Here is a 19,787-nt window from a genome sequence, read left to right as displayed (position 1 = left end):
TGTCCCCGCCTTCTTATTGTTTTATCAGCTCGGCACCGGTCGGCGTTGCGACGCGAACGCCACCCTGCCCCACCAGAATCAAGTTGCCGTTGCCCGCCGCCGTGACCGCCGACAGCGAAATGCGGTCCGGGCGATTGAATACGCTGAAGGTCAGGCCGTCGTCGTGGCTGACCACCACGCTGCCGCCGTTGCCCACTACCACGATGGAGCCGTCGTCCAGCAGGGTCGCCCCCGACAGGCCGAACTCCAGCGCGCCACGGGTGGCGTTCAACTCCACCGGCTCCCAGGTGCTGCCAAAATCCGTGGAGCGAAACAGGTTGCCGCGCAGGCCGTAGGCCAACAGGGTTTGCGCCTGGGCGGTGCCGATCACGCCGAACAGCGAACCCTCGTAGGGGCCTTCGAGTTTTTCCCAGGTTTGCCCCTCGTCAGGGGAGCGGAACATGCTGCCCTGCTCGCCGACGATAAACAGCCCGGCGTCTTTGACGTGGGCGATGGCGTTGAGGTGGTATTGGTCTTCGTTGTCGAGGCGGTCGCTGACGTCGTCCCAGGTTTTGCCGCCGTCGGTGGTTTCGATCAGCGCACCATAGGCGCCCACGGCAAAGCCGTTGCTGGCGTCCTTGAACCAGACGTCGAGCAGCGGCGCTTCGCGCTTGAGGTCCTGGAATTGCTGGGTCCAGGTCAGGCCGCCATCGGTGCTGGCGAGGATCTGTGCGTCATGGCCCACCGCCCAGCCGTGTTGGTCGTCGGCGAAAAACACCGCCGTCAGCAGTTGCCGGGTGGGCACTTTGGCTTGGGTCCAGGTGGCGCCCTGGTCGTCGGAATAGAGAATGTGCCCGCGATCACCGACCGCCACCAGGCGTTTGCCTGCGTGCACCACGTCGATCATCAGGCTTTTGGCAGCCTTGGGGGAATCAATGGCAAACACCGCGGCGGCGGTGGTTTCGGTGGCGGCGTGGGCGGGTGTCGACAACGCGACAGCCCCCAGCAACGAGAGCGCTGTGGCCAGCAATGCGACCCTGCGCGTGGCCTTCGGGCGGAAAAACACCACACCCATGACAGGCTCACTCATAGACCTTTCTCCCATTTATTATTGTTAGGTCGTCTTGCCGTTCGGAGCCCTGAAACCTGCAATCTAGAGCGCCTTGGGGAAGCTGGGCCATCCTAGCGGGCTTTGGAATCGTCTGACAATCGGCGCTACGTTATGTTTTGTTAACTGGAGGGGATTTGGGGGTGAGGTGAATATAACTGCATCAGCCGGAGTGATTGGCCAAAATAAATGAATTTTTATTCTATCTATTGAATATTGGGAATATTTATTCCATAAATAGGCTTCTGACAACAATAATTCGAAGGAACCTGGCGATGCGCGAACTCGGAATCGGCCTGATTGGCACAGGCTTTATGGGGCGTGCCCACGCCCTGGCGTTCAATAACGCGCGGGCGGTGTTCGAGCTGCCGGTGAAGCTCACCCTGGCCGCCCTGGCCGATGCCGACACCGAACGCGCGACCCGCTGCGCCGCGGACTGGGGGTTTGCCCGGGCCCATGGCGACTGGCAGCAATTGATCGACGACCCCAAGGTGGATGTGGTCGCCATCACCACCCCCAATCATCTGCACTACCCGATGGCCATGGCGGCGCTGGCGGCGGGCAAGGCGGTGTATTGCGAGAAACCGTTGGCGGTCAGCCTGGAGCAGGCGAGCGCCATGCGTGATGCCGCAAGCAAAGCCGGGGTGGTGACGCGGGTGGGTTACAACTATCAGCACAACCCGATGATTGGTTTGGCCCGGCAGTTGATCGACAGCGGCGAGTTGGGGGAGATCATCAGTTTCCAGGGGGAATTCAGCGAGGATTTCATGGCGGATGCAGCGTCGCCCTGGTCGTGGCGCTGTGAGGTCGGGCATGCCGGCGGTGCGTTGGCGGATTTGGGCAGCCACTTGCTGTCCATGGCGCGCTATTTGGTGGGGGATGTGCTGAGTGTGTGTGCCGATACGCAGACGGTGCATGGGCAGCGACCTGCCACCGCCGGGAGCGAGACGCTGCGGGAAATTGTGGTGGATGATCAGGTGCATGCGTTGTTGCGCTTTGCCAATGGCGCGCGGGGGACGGTGAGCAGTAGTTGGCTCAAGCATGGGTATAAGAACCACCTGAGCTTTGAGATCAGTGGCACGCGGGGCACGTTGTTGTTTGATCAGGAACGGTTGAATGAGTTGCAGCTGTTCCGGGTTGGGCAGGAGGGGTTTCAGCGCTTGCTGGCGGGGCCTTCGTTGCCGGGGTACGCGGCGTTCAGTCCGGCGCCGGGGCATCAGCTGGGGTACAACGAGTTGAAGACCCTGGAGGTGCATGAGTTGTTGATGGCCTTGGCTGGCAAGGGCAGCGACGGGACGGATTTTGCGGCGGCGTGGGAGGTGGAGCGGCTGGCGACGGCGATTCGGGTGGCGGCTCGGGAGGAACGCTGGGTCAGGATTGAGGAGGTCTGAATTTGTAGAGGATTAAATGTGGTGAGGGAGCTTGCTCCCGCTGGGGCGCGAAGCGGCCCCAAAAAATGGGCCTGCTGCGCAGTCCAACGGGAGCAAGCTCCCTCGCCACAGGTTATGTGTAAGCCATCAGGTTATGTGTAAGCCATCAGGTTCGGGGGCGGCGCATCAGGCGGTACGCCGCCGGGATGACGAACAGCGATAGCAGCGGCGCGGTGAGCATGCCGCCGATCATGGGCGCGGCAATCCGGCTCATGACTTCGCTGCCGGTGCCGCTGCCCAACAGGATCGGCAGCAAGCCGGCGATGATCACGGCCACGGTCATCGCCTTGGGGCGCACGCGCAGTACGGCGCCTTCGGTGATGGCGTCCAGCAACGCCTGGTCCCCTCCTCCCTGGCGTTCAGCCCAGGCGTTTTTCAGGTACAGCAGCATGATCACGCCGAACTCCGCCGACACCCCCGCCAACGCAATAAATCCGACACCGGTGGCCACCGACAAATTGAAGCCCAGCCAGTACAACAACCACACCCCACCGGTCAGCGCAAACGGCAACGTGGCGAGGATCAGCAACGCCTCATCCACCCGGCGGAACGTCAGGTACAGCAATACGAAGATGATCAGCAAAGTCGCCGGCACCACCAGTTTCAGGCGTTCATTGGCCCGCTCCAGGAACTCGAACTGCCCCGAATAGCTGAGGCTCATGCCCGGTTGCAACTGCACCTGCCGGTTGATCGCCTCACGCAAGTCCTTCACCACAGACGCCAGGTCGCGGTCGCGCACGTCGATGTACACCCAGCCGGAAGGCCGGGCGTTTTCGCTCTTGAGCATGGGCGGGCCTTCGGTGACCTTGATCCTCGCCACGGTGCCCAGGGTGATCTGGCTGCCTGACGGCGTATAGATCGGCAGGTTGCCCAGGGCGCTCACCGAGTCGCGCCACTCCTTCGGGTAACGCAGGTTGATGGGAAACCGCGCCAGCCCTTCGACCGTCTCGCCGATGTTTTCACCGCCAATCGCCCCGGAGACGATGGACTGCACGTCGGTGATGTTCAGGCCATAACGGGCGGCGGCCGGGCGGTCGATATCCACGTCGATGTAGCGCCCGCCCGTCAGGCGTTCAGCCAGGGCCGAGCTGACGCCGGGCACCGTCTTGGCGACCTTTTCCACGGCCTGGGTCACGGCGTCGATCTGCATCAGGCTGGTACCTGCGACCTTCACGCCAATCGGGCTCTTGACCCCGGTGGCGAGCATGTCGATGCGGTTGCGGATCGGCGGAATCCAGATGTTGGTCAGCCCCGGCACCTGCACCACACGGTCAAGTTCCTTCACCAGTTTTTCCGGGGTCATGCCCGGGCGCCATTGGTCTCGCGGCTTGAACTCGATGGTGGTTTCGAACATTTCCAGCGGCGCCGGGTCGGTGGCGGTTTCCGCGCGACCGGCCTTGCCGAACACATGGGCAACTTCCGGCACGCTCTTGATCAGGCGGTCGGTACGTTGCAACAAGGCACCGGCTGTTTGCGTCGACAACCCCGGCAGCGCCGAAGGCATGTACAGCAAGTCGCCTTCATCCAGCGGCGGCAGGAATTCACCGCCCAGGTGCGACACCGGCCACAGCGCACTGACGACCATTAACAACGCCACCAGCAAGGTCATGCGCGGCCAGCGCAGCACAGCGTCGAGGGCCGGCTGATAGAGTTTGATCAGGCCACGATTGAGCGGGTTGCGTTGCTCATCAGGGATGCGCCCGCGAATCCAGTAACCCATCAGCACCGGAATCAGGGTCACCGACAACCCCGCCGCTGCGGCCATGGCGTAGGTCTTGGTGTAGGCCAGCGGCCCGAACAACCGGCCTTCCTGGGCTTGCAGGGTGAACACCGGGATAAACGACAAGGTGATGATCAGCAGGCAGAAAAACAGCGCCGGCCCCACTTCCACCGCTGCATCGGTGATGACTTTCCAGTGTTCTTCACCCTTCAATTCCTGGTTCGGATGCGCGTGGTGCCAGGCCTCGATCTTCTTGTGGGCGTTCTCGATCATCACCACCGCGCCATCGACCATCGCGCCGATGGCAATCGCAATCCCGCCCAGGGACATGATGTTGGCGTTGATCCCCTGGAAACGCATCACGATAAAGGCCATCAACACCCCCACCGGCAACGAGATGATCGCCACCAGGGAGGAGCGCAGGTGCCACAGGAAGATCCCGCACACCAGCGCCACCACCAGGAACTCCTCCAGCAGCTTGTGGCTGAGGTTGTCCACGGCGCGGTCGATGAGTTTGCTGCGATCGTAAGTGGTGACGATTTCCACGCCGGGCGGCAGGCTGGTTTTCAGTTGCTCCAGCTTGCTCTTGACCGCCGCGATGGCCTCGCGAGCGTTCTTGCCACTGCGCAGGATCACCACGCCGCCCACCGCCTCGCCTTCACCGTCCAGCTCGCTGATGCCCCGGCGCATGTCCGGGCCCAGCTGGATCGTCGCCACGTCCCCGAGGGTCACCGGCACGTTGTTGGCGTCGAGCCGCAGGGGAATGGCGCGGAAGTCCTCCAGGGTTTTCAGGTACCCGGAGGCGCGCACCATGTATTCCGACTCGCCCATGTTCAGTACCGAGCCGCCGGTTTCCTGATTCGCCTTGCCGATGGCCTCCACCACTTGCGCCTGGGTGATACCGCGACTGGCCAGGGCCAACGGGTCGATCTGCACCTGGTATTGCTTGACCTGGCCGCCGATGGTTGCCACTTCGGCGACGTTGGGCAGGGTCTTGAGTTCGAACTTGAGGAACCAGTCCTGCAACGAGCGCAACTGCGCCAGGTCATGTTTTCCGGTGCGGTCCACCAGGGCGTACTGGTAGATCCAGCCGACACCGGTGGCATCCGGGCCCAGCGCCGGCTTGGCCGACGCCGGCAAGCGCGCCTGCAACTGGCTCAGGTATTCCAGCACCCGCGAGCGCGCCCAATACAGGTCGGTGCCTTCGTCAAACAGCACGTAGACGTAGCTGTCGCCGAAGAACGAAAAGCCGCGCACGGTCTTCGCCCCCGGCACCGAGAGCATGGTGGTGGTCATCGGGTAGGTGACCTGGTTCTCGACAATCTGCGGCGCCTGGCCCGGGTACGGCGTGCGGATGATCACCTGCACATCCGACAGGTCCGGCAAGGCGTCCACCGGGGTGTTCTGGATCGACCACAGACCCCAGGCCGTGACAAACAGCGTGGCCAGCAACACCAGAAAACGGTTGGCCACCGACCAGCGAATCAACAGGGCGATCATGGCCGGGCTCCCGGTTGCAGGCTCATGCCGTCCATGGAGGCATCGTTTTTAAAACCGTCGGACGCCGGAGCGGTAATTCCCTTCAAACTTGCTTCAGAATCCAGCAGGAATTGACCCGAGGCGACCACCTGCTGGCCTTCCTGCAAGCCGGCGACGATCACGCTCTGGTCCTGGTTTTCCGCGCCCACCTGGACCTCCACCGGGCGATAACGTCCGCCCTCCTCGGCCACCATCACCAGCACGCGTTTGCCGGTGCGAATCAATGCCTCGCTCGGCAGCAACAGCACCGATTGGCCGGTGGATTGAGCGAGGCGCACCTGGGCGGTCATGCCAGGCCGCAACCGGCCGTCAGGGTTGGGCAACTCGACCCGAACCTGCACGGTACGGCTGTCCAGGGCGGTGGCCGGCAGAATCGCCGCGACGGTGCCTTTAACGACTTGCCCCGGCAACCCGACAAAACGGCTCTCGACGGTTTGCCCAACGGCCAGCTCAGCACCCTGGGCTTCAGGCACGGCGACTTGCAGCCACACGGTGCCCAGGCCATTGACCCGCGCCAGGGTTTGGCCGGCCGCGACGGTCATGCCTTCGCGCACGTCCAGGGTTTGCAACGCGCCGCCCAACGGGCTGGTAATGGTCATCACCGATTGCACGCGGCCGCTGCGCTCCATTTGCGCGATCAACCCGGCGGGCATGCCGCTCAGGCGCAGGCGTTGGCGGGCGGCGGCCAACAGGCCGGGATCGCTGTGGCGCAGGGCCAGGAACTCTTCCTGAGCGGCGGCCCACTCCGGTACCAGAATGTCGGCGAGGGGCGCGTGAGCCTTAAGCACATCACCCGGCGCCCGGGCGTAAACCCGCTCGACAAATCCTGCAGCGCGCGCCTGCACCACCGCCACATCGCGGTCGTTGAAGGCAACAATCCCCGACAGCTCAAGGCTCGACGCCAACACGCCACGACTGACACTCGCCAGCCGTACGCCGATGTTCTGGGTCAGGCTCGGATCGATACTGATCGCCGCCGTATCCGCAGCCGCGCCCTGCTCACCGCCATAACGCGGCACCAACTGCATGTCCATAAAGGGCGACTTGCCCGGCTTGTCGAACTTTTGCTGCGGGTACATCGGGTCGTACCAGTACAGCGCCTTTTTCTCGTCCGGCGCCTGCATCGCGCCCGTCATGGCCGGTTTCTGTGCCAGCCAGTAGCCGCCACCCAGCCCCAACAGCAACACACCACCCAGCAGCGCCGCGTTCACGATTCGGTTATTCATTGGCGGGTTCCCCGTAAGCGAAATACAGCTGGGCGCCGGTCAGGGCGCGCTGCTCAATGGCATCAATCTGTTTGAAGCGCGCCTCGACCCACTCGCGGCGGGCGCTGACCACGCTCATCAGGTCGCCCTTGCCCGCGCGGTAACCCGCCAGGCTCAGGGCTACCTTCTCCTCGGCCAGCGGCACCAGGCTGTCCTGGCTGCGCTGCACGGCGCGGTCCAGGCGCTGATAGTTGGCCAGGTCGTCTTCGAGTTCCTGAGTGTGTTCACGGGTCTTGGCTTCGCGCTCGGCGTCCAGTTGGTCGAGTTGAGCCTGCTTGGCGGCAATACCGGGGTTCTGCCGGCGACCGGGGAAGATCGGTAGATCGAAGGTGAATTGCAGGCTGACCATGTCGCCGTATTCGCGGCCACGGTGCTGGTAGTCCACCTCCCAACTCCAGTCCGAAGTCTTCTGCGCCTTGGCCTCGTTCAGCCGGGCTTCGGCCTCGCGGGTACGCGGCACAAAGGCTTGCAGCTCCGGGTGCTGGTGCAGGTTGTGGGTGAAGCCGTGGGTGTCGATTGTCCAGTTCGGTAACTGGCCGCTGGGGGCTTCGCTGGCGGCGGGTCCGATCCAGCGCTTGAGGGCGGCGCGGGCCTGGGCCCGTTGCTGGGTCAGCTCATCTTCGCGCTCGGCAAGGTCAGCGGCTTCCTGCCGGGGGATCACGGCGTCGGACGGCTGGCCACGGCCACCGGCCAATTGCGCCCGCACGGTGTCTTGCAGCAGGCGATTCTGCTGATAGAAGTCCTTGAAAAGCGCTTCCTTGCGCTCCACCGCATAGGCGCGAATCCACGCCTGGGCGGTGGCCTGGCGCACGTTCAGGCGTTCGATCCGGCCTTCGGCGGCCGCCGTGTCCACGCTGGCCGAGGCCAACGCCACCCGCGCCTTGCGCTTGTCGCGGCTGGGCACTTGTTGCTGGATACCGACCATTTGCTCGGTCATGTCATCGCCATACAGCGTGCCGCGATTGGGCCCGCCAATGGGGAAGTTTTGCAGGCCCACCACCAGTTTCGGGTCCGGCAGCTCGCCTGCCGGAATCGCCGCCTGGGTGGCAGCCTGCAATTTTGCGGATTCAGCCGCCAGCGACGGCGCGTTGTTCTGCGCTAGGCGCAGGGCTTCATCCAGGGTCAGCGCAGACGCCAGCGTCGGCCACGCCAGCACGCCCACCACCAGGGCACGCACGCATAGGGAATTCATCTTGAAGGTTCCTGTTCTGTTGCGCTGCGCACCGCTTTACGCGGCCCACAGCAAGGCCATCCCGGGTCAGGGACGAGTCTTCAGGTGCAACAGGATTCAGGTACGGGGCGGGCGCCAGACGCCGGACAGCGTGCGGTCGGGGATGAAATCAGAACCCAGGCTGGCAACCACGGGACTGGACACAGCAACGGGTGACTTGAGCACTGGCATGGACAGCTGCAGCATGCCGCCGGTCTTGCATTCCTGGCCGGGCTTGCAGCTTTTGCCGTGGTCGGCGTGGCCCGCACCGTCCGCGCAACAGTCCGGGGACATATCGCTCATCATCTGCATGTCGGACATCTGCATCGGGCACGGCTCGGTGCTCGAAGGCACGCCCGCCATCCCGGTCAGGGGAAGCGCGAGACTCAACAGCAGGACCAGGAAAAAACGCAGATAGCGGCTCATGGGACGGGAGCTTAGCCAAAAGGCGGTTAAGCAACAATTAACAAACAAAAAAAAGCCGCACCTGCTGGAGCAGGCGCGGCTTGGGTCAAACAGACAGCAGGATCAGTGCATGAAGATCGCGATCAGGATAATGACCGGGATAGGCACACCGAGGAAAAACAGCAGTAATGAGCGCATGACGTTCTCCTTGAATTAACGAACAGGTGGCAGCGAAGAGGAAGTGGTGTAGGCATCGGTTTCCAGATACACCACCGCGTCCCGGCGACGACCACCAAAGGTCGCAGCGAGGCTGGCAAAAAACGCACCGATCAGCAGCGCCACGAAGGTCCACAGCGACGTATAGGCAGCGACTTTCGCAGCAGTGTCAGCGGCTTGCTTGGCTTTCAACTTGGCGTCTTCCAGTGTTTTCTGAGCCTGGCCGTAGACCTGGTCGACACGCGCCTCGGCATCAGCCTGGCTGAGGTTGGTGCGCTGGCTGATCAACTGCGCAAGGTACGCACGGTCTTCCGGTGCCAACTGGCCGTTGTTGCTCACGGTACGGGCAAAGATGCGGGCGACCACACCGTGCACCGCGTCATCACTGACGGCTGCCGGGCGATCATCGCGGAACAGGCTGTCGACGTAATAGCCGAAGTCCTCACCCTTGGTCGCCGCACCCGCCACCTGGCTCATGCCGCTGGCAGCACCCGAGGCCACACTGGCTCCGGCCTTTACACCACCGCTGACCACACTGCTGACCGAACCGACGATCAGCACCGCCGTCACCAGTGTCGCCACGGCCCAGGCCAGGAAGCCATGGGCGGTGTCGCGAAAGTACACCTCATCGCCGTGCATGTTGGCCCATTTCACCCGCAGGCGACCGGCGAGGTAACCGCCCATCCCCGACGCAATGATTTGCGTAACCGCCAGCCAGACAATGGTGGAAATGCCAAGCCCCTTGGCGCTGATGCCACTGTCGGCCCACGGCGACACCGCCGAAAAGCCCAGGCCGAAGCCCAGCAGTACCAATATCAAGGACAGCGCAGCCGCAGCAGCGGCCCCGGCAAATATCGCCCCCCAGGAAACCCCGGAGAGCGCGCTCGACTCTTGCAGCGTGGATGAGGATGTGATCATTGTTGTTTTGCTCCAGGCATGAAAAATAGTGTTACAAGTCTCAAAAGGGACAGTGCAGGCGACGTGCCAGGAGCAATGAAATTAAAACTTCATATATTTCAACAAGTTAAGTAATTTGAACTAATCTGAACCATGCAACTTGCAAGAAACGCCCCGGCGCGGCGGGCGTTATGCATTCCTCGTAGGAAACAACCCGTGCGTCAGCGATGAAGCGCAAAAAATCCTGCGCGCACAGCATTCGTTCAGATTCACCGGGGTAAGGTGAATTGTGTCGTTTATGCCTACATAAATTTTTATTTAGGAAGCGGGCTATCATTTCTTGGCAAAATGCCCGTACTTCAGTGTGAATCGCTCACCAGGTAATCCTTATGACCCGCATTTTGACCATCGAGGACGACGCCGTAACGGCCCGCGAGATCGTTGCCGAGCTGAGTAGCCATGGACTGGACGTAGACTGGGTAGACAATGGCCGCGAAGGCCTGGTCCGTGCCGTCAGCGGTGATTACGACCTGATCACCCTCGACCGCATGCTCCCGGAACTGGATGGCCTGGCCATCGTCACCACCCTGCGCACCATTGGCGTGTCGACACCGATCCTGATGATCAGCGCCCTCTCCGACGTGGATGAACGGGTACGCGGCCTGCGGGCCGGTGGCGATGACTACCTGACCAAACCGTTCGCCTCCGACGAAATGGCCGCCCGCGTCGAAGTGCTGTTGCGCCGCAAAAGCACGGTCAAGGAGTTCGAAACCGCACTGCGTGTGGCCGATCTGGAACTGAACCTGATCAGCCGTGAAGCCAGCCGCGCCGAACAGCCCCTGAGCCTGTTGCCGACGGAATACAAACTGCTGGAATTCCTGATGCGCAACACCGGGCAAATCCTGTCGCGGATGATGATCTTCGAGGAAGTCTGGGGGTATCACTTCGACCCGGGCACTAACCTGATCGATGTGCACATCGGTCGCCTGCGCAAAAAAATCGACCCGCCGGGCCTCACGCCGCTGATCCGCACGGTACGAGGTTCCGGGTATGTCATTGCTGAACCCCTCTAAAGGCTGGCGTTCCTCCAGCAGCCGGCTGCTGGCGCTCTACAGTTCGTTGTTCGTGGCCTGGAGCTGCATCCTCATGGGCGTGCTGTACTACGAGGTGTCCGGTTACCTGGGCGACCTCTCGCGCCACTCGTTGATGCAGCGCCAACACTTGTTCCAGCGTTTTGACGGCGAAGAACTGGTGGAAGCCCTGACCACCAGCATGACCTTCGACATGAAGGGCGTGGACGCCTACGGGCTGTTCGACGATCAGTTCAACCCGATCAGCGGCCCGATCCGCGTGATACCGCCGGACCTGCCGATGGACGGGCACATCCATGCCCTGGCCAACTGCATCAACTCCGACGACCCGAAACTGCCCCGCGACAGCTGCGACGCCGTGGCCACCCACACCGAAGACGGGCGCTGGCTGATCCTGGTGCGGGCCAACGGCTCGCTGTTTGGCGTGACGCGGATCATCCTGCATGCCTTGTTGTGGGGGATCACCCTGACGATCATTCCCGGCGCGGCCGGCTGGCACCTGCTCCGGCGACGCCCGTTACGGCGGATTCGCGGGATCCAGGCCAGCGCCGAAGCCATCGTGGCCGGCGACCTGACTCATCGCCTGCCGCTGTCGGACCGACGCGATGAACTGGACATGCTGGCGGCCATCGTCAACGCGATGCTCGATCGCATCGAGAAGCTGATGAACGAGGTCAAGGGCGTGTGCGACAACATCGCCCACGACCTGCGCACCCCGCTCACCCGCCTGCGGGCCCAGTTGTACCGGATCCAGCAGCAGGCCGATGAAGACGCGCCCCACGCCCTGCAACTGGACGCGGCCATTGCCGAGACCGACACCTTGATGGCGCGCTTTCGCGGTTTGCTGCGGATTTCCGAACTGGAAGACCACCAGCGCCGCTCCGGCTTCCTGGTGCTCGACCCCCTGCCCTTGCTGCAGGAACTCCACGACTTCTACCTGCCGCTGGCAGAAGAAGGCGAGATGGAATTGCTGCTGGAAGTACCGGCCTCGCTACCGTGGATCACCGGCGACCGTGCCTTGCTGTTCGAAGCCCTGGCCAACCTGCTGAGCAACTCAATCAAATTCACCCCACCGGGCGGTGAAGTGATCCTGCGGGGCGTGAACGATGCCGGCAGCACCCGCATAGAAGTGCTTGACTCCGGGCCCGGGATTCCTGCAGCGGAACGTGCCGCAGTGTTCCAGCGTTTCTACCGGGTGGACGAAGGTAATCAACAACAAGGCGGGTTTGGGTTGGGGCTGTCGATTGTGGCCGCGATCATCAACCTGCACGGCTTCAAACTGGAAGTGGGCAGCAGCGAAAGTGGCGGCGCGAAATTGATCCTCGAATGCCGCCAACAACTGATGCCAGAAGCCTGAAGAACACCACAAACCCAATGTAGGAGCTGGCCAGCTGTGGTGAGCGGGCTTGTCCTGTGGTGAGCGGGCTTGCCCCGCGCTGGGCTGCGAAGCAGCCCCATCAATCGGTGGTGAACCCGACGGGGGACAAGCCCCCTCACCACAGGACAAGCCCCCTCACCTCAGGACAAGCCCCCTCACCACAGCAAGCCCGCTCCCACATTTTGATCTTCATTAACCCCAAGCAACTATTTCAGCCCGGGAAATTGCCCCGCAGCGCCTCAAGCCCACCGCTGTAGACCCCGGCAAACAACTCCTCCACCGCCGCGTCCGTCACACCGGCCACCGGGGTAAACACGCCCGACCAGGTCACCTTGGCAGAACGGGCAGTCAGCCCTTCTACCTTCAAGGTCGCCAGGTATTCACTCACTGGAAACGGCGACTCGCTGATCGAGTAGCTGTAGGTGCGTGCGACGTTATCAAAGCTTTGCAACCGCTCCACCACCACACCGCCATCCGCCGTTTGCAGATGACGCACACGCCCGCCTTCGCTCGGCTCGCTCTTGACGATAAAGGGCAGCCAATCCGGCAGCGAATTGAAACCGCCCACCAATTGCCAAACCTGTTCGGCCGAAACCGGAATTTCAATAACAGCAGATGCTTTTGCCACGATTCACACTCCAAACCATTCAAGAAAAATCAGATTGCCATGCTGTCGACAACGCCGCCGTCGACCCGCAACGCGGCACCGGTGGTTGCAGAGGACAACGGTGAAGCAATGTACGCCACCAGATTCGCCACTTCATCCACATTCGCTGCGCGCTGGATGATCGACGTCGGCCGCGCATTGCGCACAAACACATCGGCCTCGTCCCGCGCACTGCGGCCGGACTTGGCCACCGCGTCCTTGAGCATGTGCTCCAGCCCATCGGTAAAGGTCGGGCCCGGCAGGATCGCGTTGACCGTCACCCCGGTGCCCGCCAGCCGTTTGGCCAGCCCGTGGGACACCGCCAGGTTGGCGCTTTTGGTGACGCCGTAGTTGATCATGTCGGCGGGGGTTGCCACGCCGGATTCAGACGATACGAAGATCACCCGGCCCCAGCCCTGCTTGACCATGCCCGGCGTGTAATGCCGCGACAACCGCACGCCGGAGATCACGTTGACCTCGTAGAAACGCGTCCACTCGCTGTCGGGTGCGTCGAAGAAATCGACGTCGTTGAAGATCCCGAGGTTGTTCACCAGGATGTCGGCCCGCGGTTCGGCGGCGAACAGCTTTTCAGCGCCCTCCAGCGTGCCGAGGTCTGCCACCAACCCGTGCAACTCGGCGCCGGGTACGGCCTGGCGAATCGTCGCCAGCGCCTCGTCGACCTTGCCCGATTCACGCCCGATCACCACCACCGTGGCGCCGGATTGGGCCAGGGCCTGGCTGATGCCCAGACCGATCCCGGCGGTGCTGCCACTGACGATTGCGACTTTGCCACTGATATCAATTTTCATCGTTCGCGTTCCTGTGGTTAGAGCGGCAGCGGTGCACGGGCCGAAATCAATCGGGCCTCGCGCAGGGCCTGCCAAAAGGCTGCGGGAATCTTCTCTGACAACGCCGCGACGTCTTCGGCAATTCGACCCGGACGACTGGCACCCGGAATCACTGCCGCCACCGCCGGGTGGGCCAGGGAGAATTGCAGGGCCGCGGCTTTCACGCTGACGCCATGGGCAGCGGCAATCGCCTTGATCTGCTCGACCTTGCTGATGATCGCCGGGCTGGCTTTCTGGTATTCAAAATGCGCACCGCCGGCCAGGATCCCCGAGCTGTACGGGCCGCCGACCACGATCTCGACGTTCTGCGCCAGGGCCGCGTCCATCAGGCGCTGCAAGGCACGTTCGTGGTCGAGCAAGGTGTAGCGACCCGCGAGCAGGAAGCCATCGGGCTGGGCTTCGGTGAGGTCCAGGGTCAATTCGCACGGCTCGACACGGTTGACGCCCAGGCCCCAGGCCTTGATCACGCCTTCTTCACGCAGGCGGGTCAGCACTTTGAAAGCCCCGGTGCGCGCCTGATTGAAGTAGTCCAGCCATTGGTCGCCGTAGAAGTCCTGGGCGATGTCGTGAATCCACACGATGTCGAGGCGATCGGTTTGCAGACGGTTGAGGCTGTCTTCGATGGAACGCAGGGTGGCGTCGGCGCTGTAGTCGTTGACCATCTTGTTCGGCCGGCCATGTTCGAACACGCCGCTTTTCTCGCCGAGGTCGCGGGCGCTTTCTTCCACTTCATCCAGGATCACCCGGCCGACCTTGGTGCTGAGCACATAGTCGTCGCGGTTGTACTTCGACAGGGCCTGGCCCAGGCGAATTTCCGAGAGGCCCGAACCGTAGAACGGCGCGGTGTCGAAGTAACGCACGCCCTGGTTCCAGGCCGCTTCGACAGTGGCTTGCGCCTCGTCTTCAGGAATTGCACGGAACATGTTGCCCAACGGGGCGGTGCCAAAACCCAGCACGCCGGGCAGTTTGTCTTTCAAGCTCATGGGGTAAATCCTCAAGACTGTTCAAGGTCGCTGTGTTGACCGTTGAGCAGATCGTAGATTGCAGAGATCGGACCGTCCAAGACATACTGCGACCAACTTGAGTCCTTACAGGTCTGACATGATCGATTTTCGCCAACTGCGCTACTTCGTTGTAGTCGCTGAAGAAGAACACGTGGGGCGTGCTGCCGAACGGTTGCACATTTCCCAATCGCCCCTGAGCCGGCAAATCGCCCAACTGGAAGAGCGCCTGGGTTTGACCCTGTTCGAGCGCAGCCAACAGCGCATCCGCCTGACCCGCGATGGCCAGACGTTCCTTGCCGAAACCAAGGCGCTGCTGACCCACGCCAACCGCCTGGAATCGTTGGGTCGGCGCCTGGGCAAAGGCGAAGAAGGCGGGTTGTGCATCGGCTACATCGAAAATGCCATGCACGCGGGCGTACTGCCCAACGCCCTGAAGGTACTGCGTGACGCGCGGCCCAACGTGCATATCGCCCTGTACAACCTGCCCTCCATTGAGCAACTGGAAGGCTTGCGCCAGCGCAGCCTCGACATCGCCCTGGTAGGTGAACCGCCGGCAGCAGATGACCCGGACCTGATTGCCTTGCAAGTGCTGGACGATCCGATGTTGCTGGCGCTGCCCGAGCAGCATCCGCTGGCCAGCCTCAGCGAACTGCTGCCCGAACACCTCGCCGAGCAACAATGGATCGGCGTACAACGCAAACCCGGGGCGAACCCGGCGGATGACTTCGTCGCGGCGTGCATTCGGGCAGGTTTCACCCCGCAGATTCCGATGGAAGCCAGCGAGCCGTTTACCGCGTTGGGACTGGTGGCGTCGGGGTTGGGTGTGGCGATGGTGCAAAAGGGTTTGAGCCGCAATGCACCACCGGGCGTGGTGCTGCGGGAACTGCCGTGGCTGACCTATACCACACCGCTGTGGGCGGCGTGGCACCGGATCAATTTGCGGCCGTTGGTGGAGACGTTCAGGAAAGTCCTGACGGAGCCCCTATCACATGTGGGAGCCGGTGTTGTTGCTGACAGTGGTGAAGGATCAATACCGCCAATGCCCCGGCACCCATAACCACTGCCCATTCCCCCAGCGATAGTGCCCCCGCACCCACTGATACCCCGGCGCCGGTGCCACCGGCACCACTTCAACCAAGGGGGGCGGACGACGCGGGTGAACAGGTTCGACAATACAACCGGATAACGCAGCCGCCATCAACGTGGCGGCGAGCGTGGCTTTTAATAGGCGGGACATGGCAGGATTCCCCAATGAGACTGGCCAGCGCCTGAGTGGCGGGCTTACCCGGGTTAAACGCTGCCACCCGGGAAAATCCGTCGCCCGTCTCAGTTCTTTTTGGCGACCTGGCCCTTCGCCTGCCCCTTCAAATACAACGCTTCCACCAACCGCTGGCGCTCATCCCGGGGCAAGGTGCTGGCGAACTGCGCAAGGGTGTTGTCCACCAACGCCCGGAGCGCCATGTCGGCTTCCCGGGCTTTGCCCAGGTCGGTCACCAATGCCTCGCGGTCCAGGGTCGGCGCTTCCAGTTGCTTGATCACATCCAGCCGCGCCTCGCGCCCGGCCAGCACCAGCGGTTGACTGTCCGAGCGATTCTGACGCAGCAGTTGGCGCAATTCCTTGCGCCGTTCCGGCGGCAGCTTGACCATCGCCTGGCGCAAGCCATGCTGGTTCACCACGGCCTCGGCGGGTTTGGTATTCGCCAGCCAGTGGTACAGGCCACCGCCGACCCCGCCGATCAAAAACACGTTGAACAACACCGACACAACCAGCAGCGGCTTCAGGTATTTGGGTGACGGGGTCATTGCTCGCTTTCCTCGGCGTTGACGGTGAAGACGACTTCGGCGTCGCCCTGGTCGAAGACACTCGGCAGGACTTCAGGGCCGAGCATGGGCAGCGGCACGCTCAAGGACGCCACCAGGATTCCGGCGGCGATCCCGGCAATGCCCACGCCGACGAAACCGGCGGGCGACAGCCAGCCGGCGTAGCGCGCCCAGAAGGACGGGCGCCGGGGAAACGACTGGCGGATCTGCCGGGCCAGCGCCGGGTCGACCGGCGCCAGTTGATAGCCATCCAGCTGGCCATCGAGCCAGCGTGCCTGGTGCAACACCTCCAGTGCGCCGTCATCGCCTGCGTCCAGCAGTGCCTGGGCCTCGGCCTGTTCGGCCCGGGGCCAACGGTGCAAGTGGCCGCCGTAAGCCTCGGCCAATTGGGCAAATCGTTCGGGCGTCATGGTTTTCCCCTTCCTGGGCGGGCGGGCCCGGGTGTGTCGTCAAGGTAACTGCGCAAGTTGCGCCGGGCCCGTGACAGCAGGCTCTCCAGTGCCTCGACGCTGATGTTCATCAGCGCCGCGGCGTCGATATTCGACAGCTCTTGATAGTACTGCAGCACGATCGCCTCGCGCTGGCGATCAGGCAGCGACGCCAACGCCCGCGCCATATGCTCGCTGCGGGCAACCGCTTCGAGTTGCTCATCGGGCGCAGGCGCGCTGTCGACCACGTCGTTCATGGCCTCCTCGTCGTTCAACGGGCGCTCCTTGCGCCGACGCAAATGGTCATGGCACAGGTTGAGCACCACACGGTGCAACCAGGTGTCGAAGCGCGCTTCGCCACTGCGCCAGTTCGCAGCCTGGCGCCAGATACGCAGGAAGCTTTCCTGGGCCACATCCCTGGCCTCGTCGGCATCCCCGAGGATCCGACTGGCGAGCGCCAACAAACGTGGAAGTTTGCGCGTCACCATTTCGTTGATGGCCGCCGGTTCGTTGTTACCGATGCGGGCCAACAGCTCAACGTCCGGATCAGTGTCTTTCAATAGGGCAAGTCTCGGTCCGGTGGCTAAGGGTCAGGTTGACGGGCTGGTCAGCGAATCCAGTGCCCTTCGATCCAGAACCAGTTGGGGCCGCGCGACTCCCAGTGGCCAGGTTCCCAACGGGCGTTGCGCATCACTGGCTGCCAATGGCCCGGCACCCACACGTAGCCACGCCCTTCGTAGCGCCAGTGCCCGCGGTCCCACACGTAGCCAGGACGCTCGACGGGAACCGCCTCGACGCGCATCGGCGGCGGCGCATCGCGGATGATCACTTCGGTCTGGGCAAAGGTCGGCGTGCTGACCAGGGCGGCCAGGGCCAGCGGTAGCAACAAGGCATAACGTAATGTGGCCAGCGGTCGTGCAACTCTCATGACAACTCCTTCATCGGCGATCGCCAGTGATCGCAGCTGTAGGGTTGAACGGCGGGTGCCGGGAAAATCCGTCGCGTCAAAAATGATTTTTTTCGCGACGCGCGAGCACGCCAGACAGGGCCAGTATTGCCCAGGGTTTGCGGGGGTTTGATGAAATATGCAAAAAGCCGCGACGGATTTGGCCAGGCGGTCGCGTTCAAGGGTTAACCGTTGGCAATCCGCAGGCCTGCCTGTTGAGCGGCAACGTTCACTACCTTGAGGAAATCACCATGTCTCGTCGAATTTCACTGCTGGTTGCCGCCGTCCTGCTCATGAACCTTGGCGGCTGCGTGTTCCTGCCGGGGCACCGCGAGCATTGCTGCTGGCGCGGTTACGGGGTAGTCACGACCCCGACGGCACAAGCGATCTCCTGATCGACTAACTGACCGCCGCAAACCCCCTGCGCCCGGCCTTGATCTCGGTGCGCAGTTCGCCAATCAGGTTTGAGATGGAACGGATGCTGTCCAGACCCTGGGGCGAGACACGGGTCAACAGCAGGTCGACGCGGCCGGAGACCGGGTCGAAGATATTGATGCGCAGCGAACCGTCGCTGTTCAACGAGCAGTCACAGGCAAGGGGCAGGAAGCCCGACTCCATGATGTGGCGAAACTCGGCTATCGAGACCATGCGGGCACCCTTCGCTGGACCAGACTCGGTGGACGTGATCCGTCTAGGGTAGATGAGCTTTTTCAACCTGCCGGGGAATTAAGTCAAAAGTGATACTCAGTGCTCATTTTGGCTAAAAGCGCTGGCCGGCTGACGCCAGAAAAACCACACCACGACCTCTCATCCGATGCCGCGCGAAGCACTTGATTCCTGCCGATGATGGCCAGATGCTCTGGGTTTTTGCCGCCATCAAGAGCGTCCCTTATGAGCATCGAACCGCCGAGCGAACCCGACAGTGCCGTGTACAAGACCTTGCTGGAATCGACCAAGGCCATTCCCTGGCGCATCGACTGGGCAACCATGACCTTCAGCTACATCGGCCCGCAAATCGAGACATTGCTGGGCTGGACCCCGCAGAGCTGGGCCACCGTCGATGACTGGGTGGAACGCATGCACCCGGACGACCGCGAATACGTGGTCAACTTCTGCGTCTCGCAGTCCCGCGCCGGGGTCGACCACGAAGCCGATTACCGGGCCTTGACCGCCAGCGGCGAGTACGTATGGATTCGCGACGTGGTGCACGTGGAGCGCAAGGACGGCGAGGTGCAAGCGCTGATCGGCTTCATGTTCGATATCAGCGAGCGCAAGAAGACCGAAGAGCACTTGATCCGCCTGCAGAAACAGCTGGAGGAGTATTCCTTCCAGGACGGCCTGACCGGCATCGCCAACCGGCGCATGTTCGACACCGTGCTGGCGCGCGAATGGACCAGTGCCCAGCGCAGCCAATTGCCGCTGTCGTTGATCCTGCTGGATATCGATTATTTCAAGCAGTACAACGACCTCTACGGCCATATCAAGGGCGACGAATGCCTGCGCCAGGTGGCACGCACGCTGTCGCAGGCGGCCAACCGGCCGCGGGACTTCATTGCGCGCATCGGCGGTGAAGAGTTTGTGTGGTTGCTGCCGGAAACCGATGCCGAATCCGCCCGGCGCGTGGCCGAACGCTGCCTGCACCTCATACGCCAGCAACAGATCGGGCATGGGCATTCGGCGGTGTCCGACCTGCTGACGCTGAGTCTTGGGGTAGGCACCTGCACGGTAAAACCGGGCAGCGCGGCGCTGGAGTTTGTCGAAGCGGTAGACAAGCTGCTGTACCAGGCCAAGCGCAATGGCCGGATGCGCGCGGAGTTTGCCGACGTGGCGAATTGATACAAAGGTCAAATCGCGGG

General features: G+C 62.7%; 21 protein-coding genes. 6 read left to right on the top strand and 15 right to left on the bottom strand.

Annotated elements, in window-relative coordinates:
* Nucleotides 1–13: 13 nt before the first annotated feature.
* A complete protein-coding gene (locus P3C29_RS10670) occupies nt 14–1,054 on the bottom strand; it encodes a YCF48-related protein (protein ID WP_010172346.1) in 1,041 nt (346 codons plus the stop codon).
* A gap of 308 nt (nt 1,055–1,362) precedes the next feature.
* Here P3C29_RS10670 and P3C29_RS10665 point away from each other — a divergent pair, with 308 nt between their 5' ends.
* Nucleotides 1,363–2,478, top strand: a complete 1,116-nt coding sequence (locus P3C29_RS10665) for a Gfo/Idh/MocA family oxidoreductase (RefSeq protein ID WP_275964521.1) — start codon at nt 1,363–1,365, stop codon at nt 2,476–2,478.
* Between the two features lie 145 nt (nt 2,479–2,623).
* On the opposite strand, the gene P3C29_RS10660 is transcribed toward P3C29_RS10665, so the two are convergent.
* The 5 genes from P3C29_RS10660 to P3C29_RS10640 all read right to left on the bottom strand — a co-directional run bounded on the left by P3C29_RS10660 (nt 2,624) and on the right by P3C29_RS10640 (nt 9,790).
* Nucleotides 2,624–5,737: an efflux RND transporter permease subunit gene (locus tag P3C29_RS10660; RefSeq protein WP_275964520.1), complete on the bottom strand. Its 3,114-nt coding sequence runs from the start codon at nt 5,735–5,737 to the stop codon at nt 2,624–2,626.
* The gene (locus P3C29_RS10655) at nt 5,734–7,002 is read right to left on the bottom strand and encodes an efflux RND transporter periplasmic adaptor subunit (protein ID WP_201124659.1); all 1,269 of its coding nucleotides are present in this window, start codon (nt 7,000–7,002) and stop codon (nt 5,734–5,736) included. The genes P3C29_RS10660 and P3C29_RS10655 overlap by 4 nt, the downstream gene beginning before the upstream one ends.
* A complete protein-coding gene (locus P3C29_RS10650; RefSeq protein ID WP_275964519.1) occupies nt 6,995–8,233 on the bottom strand; it encodes a TolC family protein in 1,239 nt (412 codons plus the stop codon). Before P3C29_RS10650 ends, P3C29_RS10655 begins: the two co-directional genes overlap by 8 nt.
* A gap of 96 nt (nt 8,234–8,329) precedes the next feature.
* Nucleotides 8,330–8,677: a hypothetical protein gene (locus tag P3C29_RS10645; protein ID WP_275964518.1), complete on the bottom strand. Its 348-nt coding sequence runs from the start codon at nt 8,675–8,677 to the stop codon at nt 8,330–8,332.
* Nucleotides 8,678–8,869: 192 nt separating this feature from the next.
* Nucleotides 8,870–9,790, bottom strand: a complete 921-nt coding sequence (locus P3C29_RS10640) for a hypothetical protein (RefSeq protein ID WP_275964517.1) — start codon at nt 9,788–9,790, stop codon at nt 8,870–8,872.
* A gap of 368 nt (nt 9,791–10,158) precedes the next feature.
* Between P3C29_RS10640 and P3C29_RS10635 the strand changes: the two genes are divergently transcribed.
* Together P3C29_RS10635 and P3C29_RS10630 are read left to right on the top strand one after the other, a co-directional pair.
* Entirely contained in the window at nt 10,159–10,842 is a 684-nt protein-coding gene (locus P3C29_RS10635; RefSeq protein WP_003219726.1) for a response regulator transcription factor, read from the top strand.
* Nucleotides 10,820–12,217 (top strand): HAMP domain-containing sensor histidine kinase, encoded by a 1,398-nt coding sequence (locus tag P3C29_RS10630; protein ID WP_010172362.1) that lies wholly within the window; start codon nt 10,820–10,822, stop codon nt 12,215–12,217. Before P3C29_RS10635 ends, P3C29_RS10630 begins: the two co-directional genes overlap by 23 nt.
* 232 nt (nt 12,218–12,449) lie before the next feature.
* Here the strand turns inward: P3C29_RS10630 and P3C29_RS10625 are convergent, their stop codons facing one another.
* From P3C29_RS10625 to P3C29_RS10615, 3 genes are read right to left on the bottom strand one after another with little or no spacing between them, the layout of a single operon-like run.
* On the bottom strand, nt 12,450–12,866 hold the full coding sequence (locus tag P3C29_RS10625; RefSeq protein ID WP_169388989.1) for an SRPBCC family protein: 417 nt from the start codon (nt 12,864–12,866) through the stop codon (nt 12,450–12,452).
* Nucleotides 12,867–12,895: 29 nt separating this feature from the next.
* Nucleotides 12,896–13,693 (bottom strand): SDR family oxidoreductase, encoded by a 798-nt coding sequence (locus P3C29_RS10620; protein ID WP_275964516.1) that lies wholly within the window; start codon nt 13,691–13,693, stop codon nt 12,896–12,898.
* Nucleotides 13,694–13,710: 17 nt separating this feature from the next.
* Complete coding sequence (locus P3C29_RS10615) at nt 13,711–14,715, bottom strand: aldo/keto reductase (protein WP_010172369.1); 1,005 nt, start codon at nt 14,713–14,715, stop codon at nt 13,711–13,713.
* 118 nt (nt 14,716–14,833) lie between these two features.
* On the opposite strand from P3C29_RS10615, the gene P3C29_RS10610 reads away from it, so the two are divergent.
* Nucleotides 14,834–15,793 (top strand): LysR substrate-binding domain-containing protein, encoded by a 960-nt coding sequence (locus P3C29_RS10610; RefSeq protein WP_275964514.1) that lies wholly within the window; start codon nt 14,834–14,836, stop codon nt 15,791–15,793.
* On the opposite strand, the gene P3C29_RS10605 is transcribed toward P3C29_RS10610, so the two are convergent.
* The 5 genes from P3C29_RS10605 to P3C29_RS10585 all read right to left on the bottom strand — a co-directional run bounded on the left by P3C29_RS10605 (nt 15,764) and on the right by P3C29_RS10585 (nt 17,913).
* Nucleotides 15,764–15,973 carry a YXWGXW repeat-containing protein gene (locus P3C29_RS10605; RefSeq protein WP_201124675.1) on the bottom strand — a complete coding sequence of 70 codons (210 nt, stop codon included), beginning with the start codon at nt 15,971–15,973 and terminating at the stop codon, nt 15,764–15,766. The two genes, P3C29_RS10610 and P3C29_RS10605, sit on opposite strands and share 30 nt — an antisense overlap.
* A gap of 89 nt (nt 15,974–16,062) precedes the next feature.
* On the bottom strand, nt 16,063–16,539 hold the full coding sequence (locus P3C29_RS10600) for a periplasmic heavy metal sensor (RefSeq protein WP_169388991.1): 477 nt from the start codon (nt 16,537–16,539) through the stop codon (nt 16,063–16,065).
* Nucleotides 16,536–16,967, bottom strand: a complete 432-nt coding sequence (locus P3C29_RS10595) for a hypothetical protein (protein ID WP_201124676.1) — start codon at nt 16,965–16,967, stop codon at nt 16,536–16,538. The genes P3C29_RS10600 and P3C29_RS10595 overlap by 4 nt, the downstream gene beginning before the upstream one ends.
* The gene (locus P3C29_RS10590; RefSeq protein WP_010172377.1) at nt 16,964–17,545 is read right to left on the bottom strand and encodes an RNA polymerase sigma factor; all 582 of its coding nucleotides are present in this window, start codon (nt 17,543–17,545) and stop codon (nt 16,964–16,966) included. Before P3C29_RS10590 ends, P3C29_RS10595 begins: the two co-directional genes overlap by 4 nt.
* A 47-nt stretch (nt 17,546–17,592) precedes the next feature.
* Nucleotides 17,593–17,913, bottom strand: coding sequence for a YXWGXW repeat-containing protein (locus tag P3C29_RS10585; protein WP_010172379.1), 321 nt, complete (start codon nt 17,911–17,913; stop codon nt 17,593–17,595).
* 269 nt (nt 17,914–18,182) lie between these two features.
* Here P3C29_RS10585 and P3C29_RS10580 point away from each other — a divergent pair, with 269 nt between their 5' ends.
* On the top strand, nt 18,183–18,326 hold the full coding sequence (locus tag P3C29_RS10580) for a hypothetical protein (RefSeq protein WP_166742173.1): 144 nt from the start codon (nt 18,183–18,185) through the stop codon (nt 18,324–18,326).
* Between the two features lie 4 nt (nt 18,327–18,330).
* On the opposite strand, the gene P3C29_RS10575 is transcribed toward P3C29_RS10580, so the two are convergent.
* Nucleotides 18,331–18,579: a DUF1652 domain-containing protein gene (locus P3C29_RS10575; protein WP_010172381.1), complete on the bottom strand. Its 249-nt coding sequence runs from the start codon at nt 18,577–18,579 to the stop codon at nt 18,331–18,333.
* Nucleotides 18,580–18,822: 243 nt separating this feature from the next.
* Here P3C29_RS10575 and P3C29_RS10570 point away from each other — a divergent pair, with 243 nt between their 5' ends.
* The gene (locus P3C29_RS10570) at nt 18,823–19,767 is read left to right on the top strand and encodes a sensor domain-containing diguanylate cyclase (protein WP_010172383.1); all 945 of its coding nucleotides are present in this window, start codon (nt 18,823–18,825) and stop codon (nt 19,765–19,767) included.
* The last annotated feature ends 20 nt before the right edge of the window (nt 19,768–19,787 follow it).

Origin of the sequence: Pseudomonas sp. 1912-s (genome assembly GCF_029269205.1) — a bacterium.
Lineage (GTDB): Bacteria > Pseudomonadota > Gammaproteobacteria > Pseudomonadales > Pseudomonadaceae > Aquipseudomonas.
This window is presented reverse-complemented; position numbering and strand designations above follow the sequence as displayed.

Excerpts from the sequence above, each read along its gene's own strand:
- P3C29_RS10580 (WP_166742173.1), top strand. The coding sequence starts at position 18,183 with ATGTCTCGTCGAATTTCACTGCTGGTTGCCGCCGTCCTGCTCATGAAC.
- P3C29_RS10615 (WP_010172369.1), bottom strand. The coding sequence starts at position 14,715 with ATGAGCTTGAAAGACAAACTGCCCGGCGTGCTGGGTTTTGGCACCGCC.
- P3C29_RS10640 (WP_275964517.1), bottom strand. The coding sequence starts at position 9,790 with ATGATCACATCCTCATCCACGCTGCAAGAGTCGAGCGCGCTCTCCGGG.
- P3C29_RS10605 (WP_201124675.1), bottom strand. The coding sequence starts at position 15,973 with ATGTCCCGCCTATTAAAAGCCACGCTCGCCGCCACGTTGATGGCGGCT.
- P3C29_RS10660 (WP_275964520.1), bottom strand. The coding sequence starts at position 5,737 with ATGATCGCCCTGTTGATTCGCTGGTCGGTGGCCAACCGTTTTCTGGTG.
- P3C29_RS10665 (WP_275964521.1), top strand. The coding sequence starts at position 1,363 with ATGCGCGAACTCGGAATCGGCCTGATTGGCACAGGCTTTATGGGGCGT.
- P3C29_RS10650 (WP_275964519.1), bottom strand. The coding sequence starts at position 8,233 with ATGAATTCCCTATGCGTGCGTGCCCTGGTGGTGGGCGTGCTGGCGTGG.
- P3C29_RS10620 (WP_275964516.1), bottom strand. The coding sequence starts at position 13,693 with ATGAAAATTGATATCAGTGGCAAAGTCGCAATCGTCAGTGGCAGCACC.
- P3C29_RS10630 (WP_010172362.1), top strand. The coding sequence starts at position 10,820 with ATGTCATTGCTGAACCCCTCTAAAGGCTGGCGTTCCTCCAGCAGCCGG.
- P3C29_RS10575 (WP_010172381.1), bottom strand. The coding sequence starts at position 18,579 with ATGGTCTCGATAGCCGAGTTTCGCCACATCATGGAGTCGGGCTTCCTG.
- P3C29_RS10600 (WP_169388991.1), bottom strand. The coding sequence starts at position 16,539 with ATGACCCCGTCACCCAAATACCTGAAGCCGCTGCTGGTTGTGTCGGTG.
- P3C29_RS10610 (WP_275964514.1), top strand. The coding sequence starts at position 14,834 with ATGATCGATTTTCGCCAACTGCGCTACTTCGTTGTAGTCGCTGAAGAA.
- P3C29_RS10645 (WP_275964518.1), bottom strand. The coding sequence starts at position 8,677 with ATGAGCCGCTATCTGCGTTTTTTCCTGGTCCTGCTGTTGAGTCTCGCG.
- P3C29_RS10585 (WP_010172379.1), bottom strand. The coding sequence starts at position 17,913 with ATGAGAGTTGCACGACCGCTGGCCACATTACGTTATGCCTTGTTGCTA.
- P3C29_RS10570 (WP_010172383.1), top strand. The coding sequence starts at position 18,823 with ATGAGCATCGAACCGCCGAGCGAACCCGACAGTGCCGTGTACAAGACC.
- P3C29_RS10670 (WP_010172346.1), bottom strand. The coding sequence starts at position 1,054 with ATGGGTGTGGTGTTTTTCCGCCCGAAGGCCACGCGCAGGGTCGCATTG.
- P3C29_RS10655 (WP_201124659.1), bottom strand. The coding sequence starts at position 7,002 with ATGAATAACCGAATCGTGAACGCGGCGCTGCTGGGTGGTGTGTTGCTG.
- P3C29_RS10595 (WP_201124676.1), bottom strand. The coding sequence starts at position 16,967 with ATGACGCCCGAACGATTTGCCCAATTGGCCGAGGCTTACGGCGGCCAC.
- P3C29_RS10635 (WP_003219726.1), top strand. The coding sequence starts at position 10,159 with ATGACCCGCATTTTGACCATCGAGGACGACGCCGTAACGGCCCGCGAG.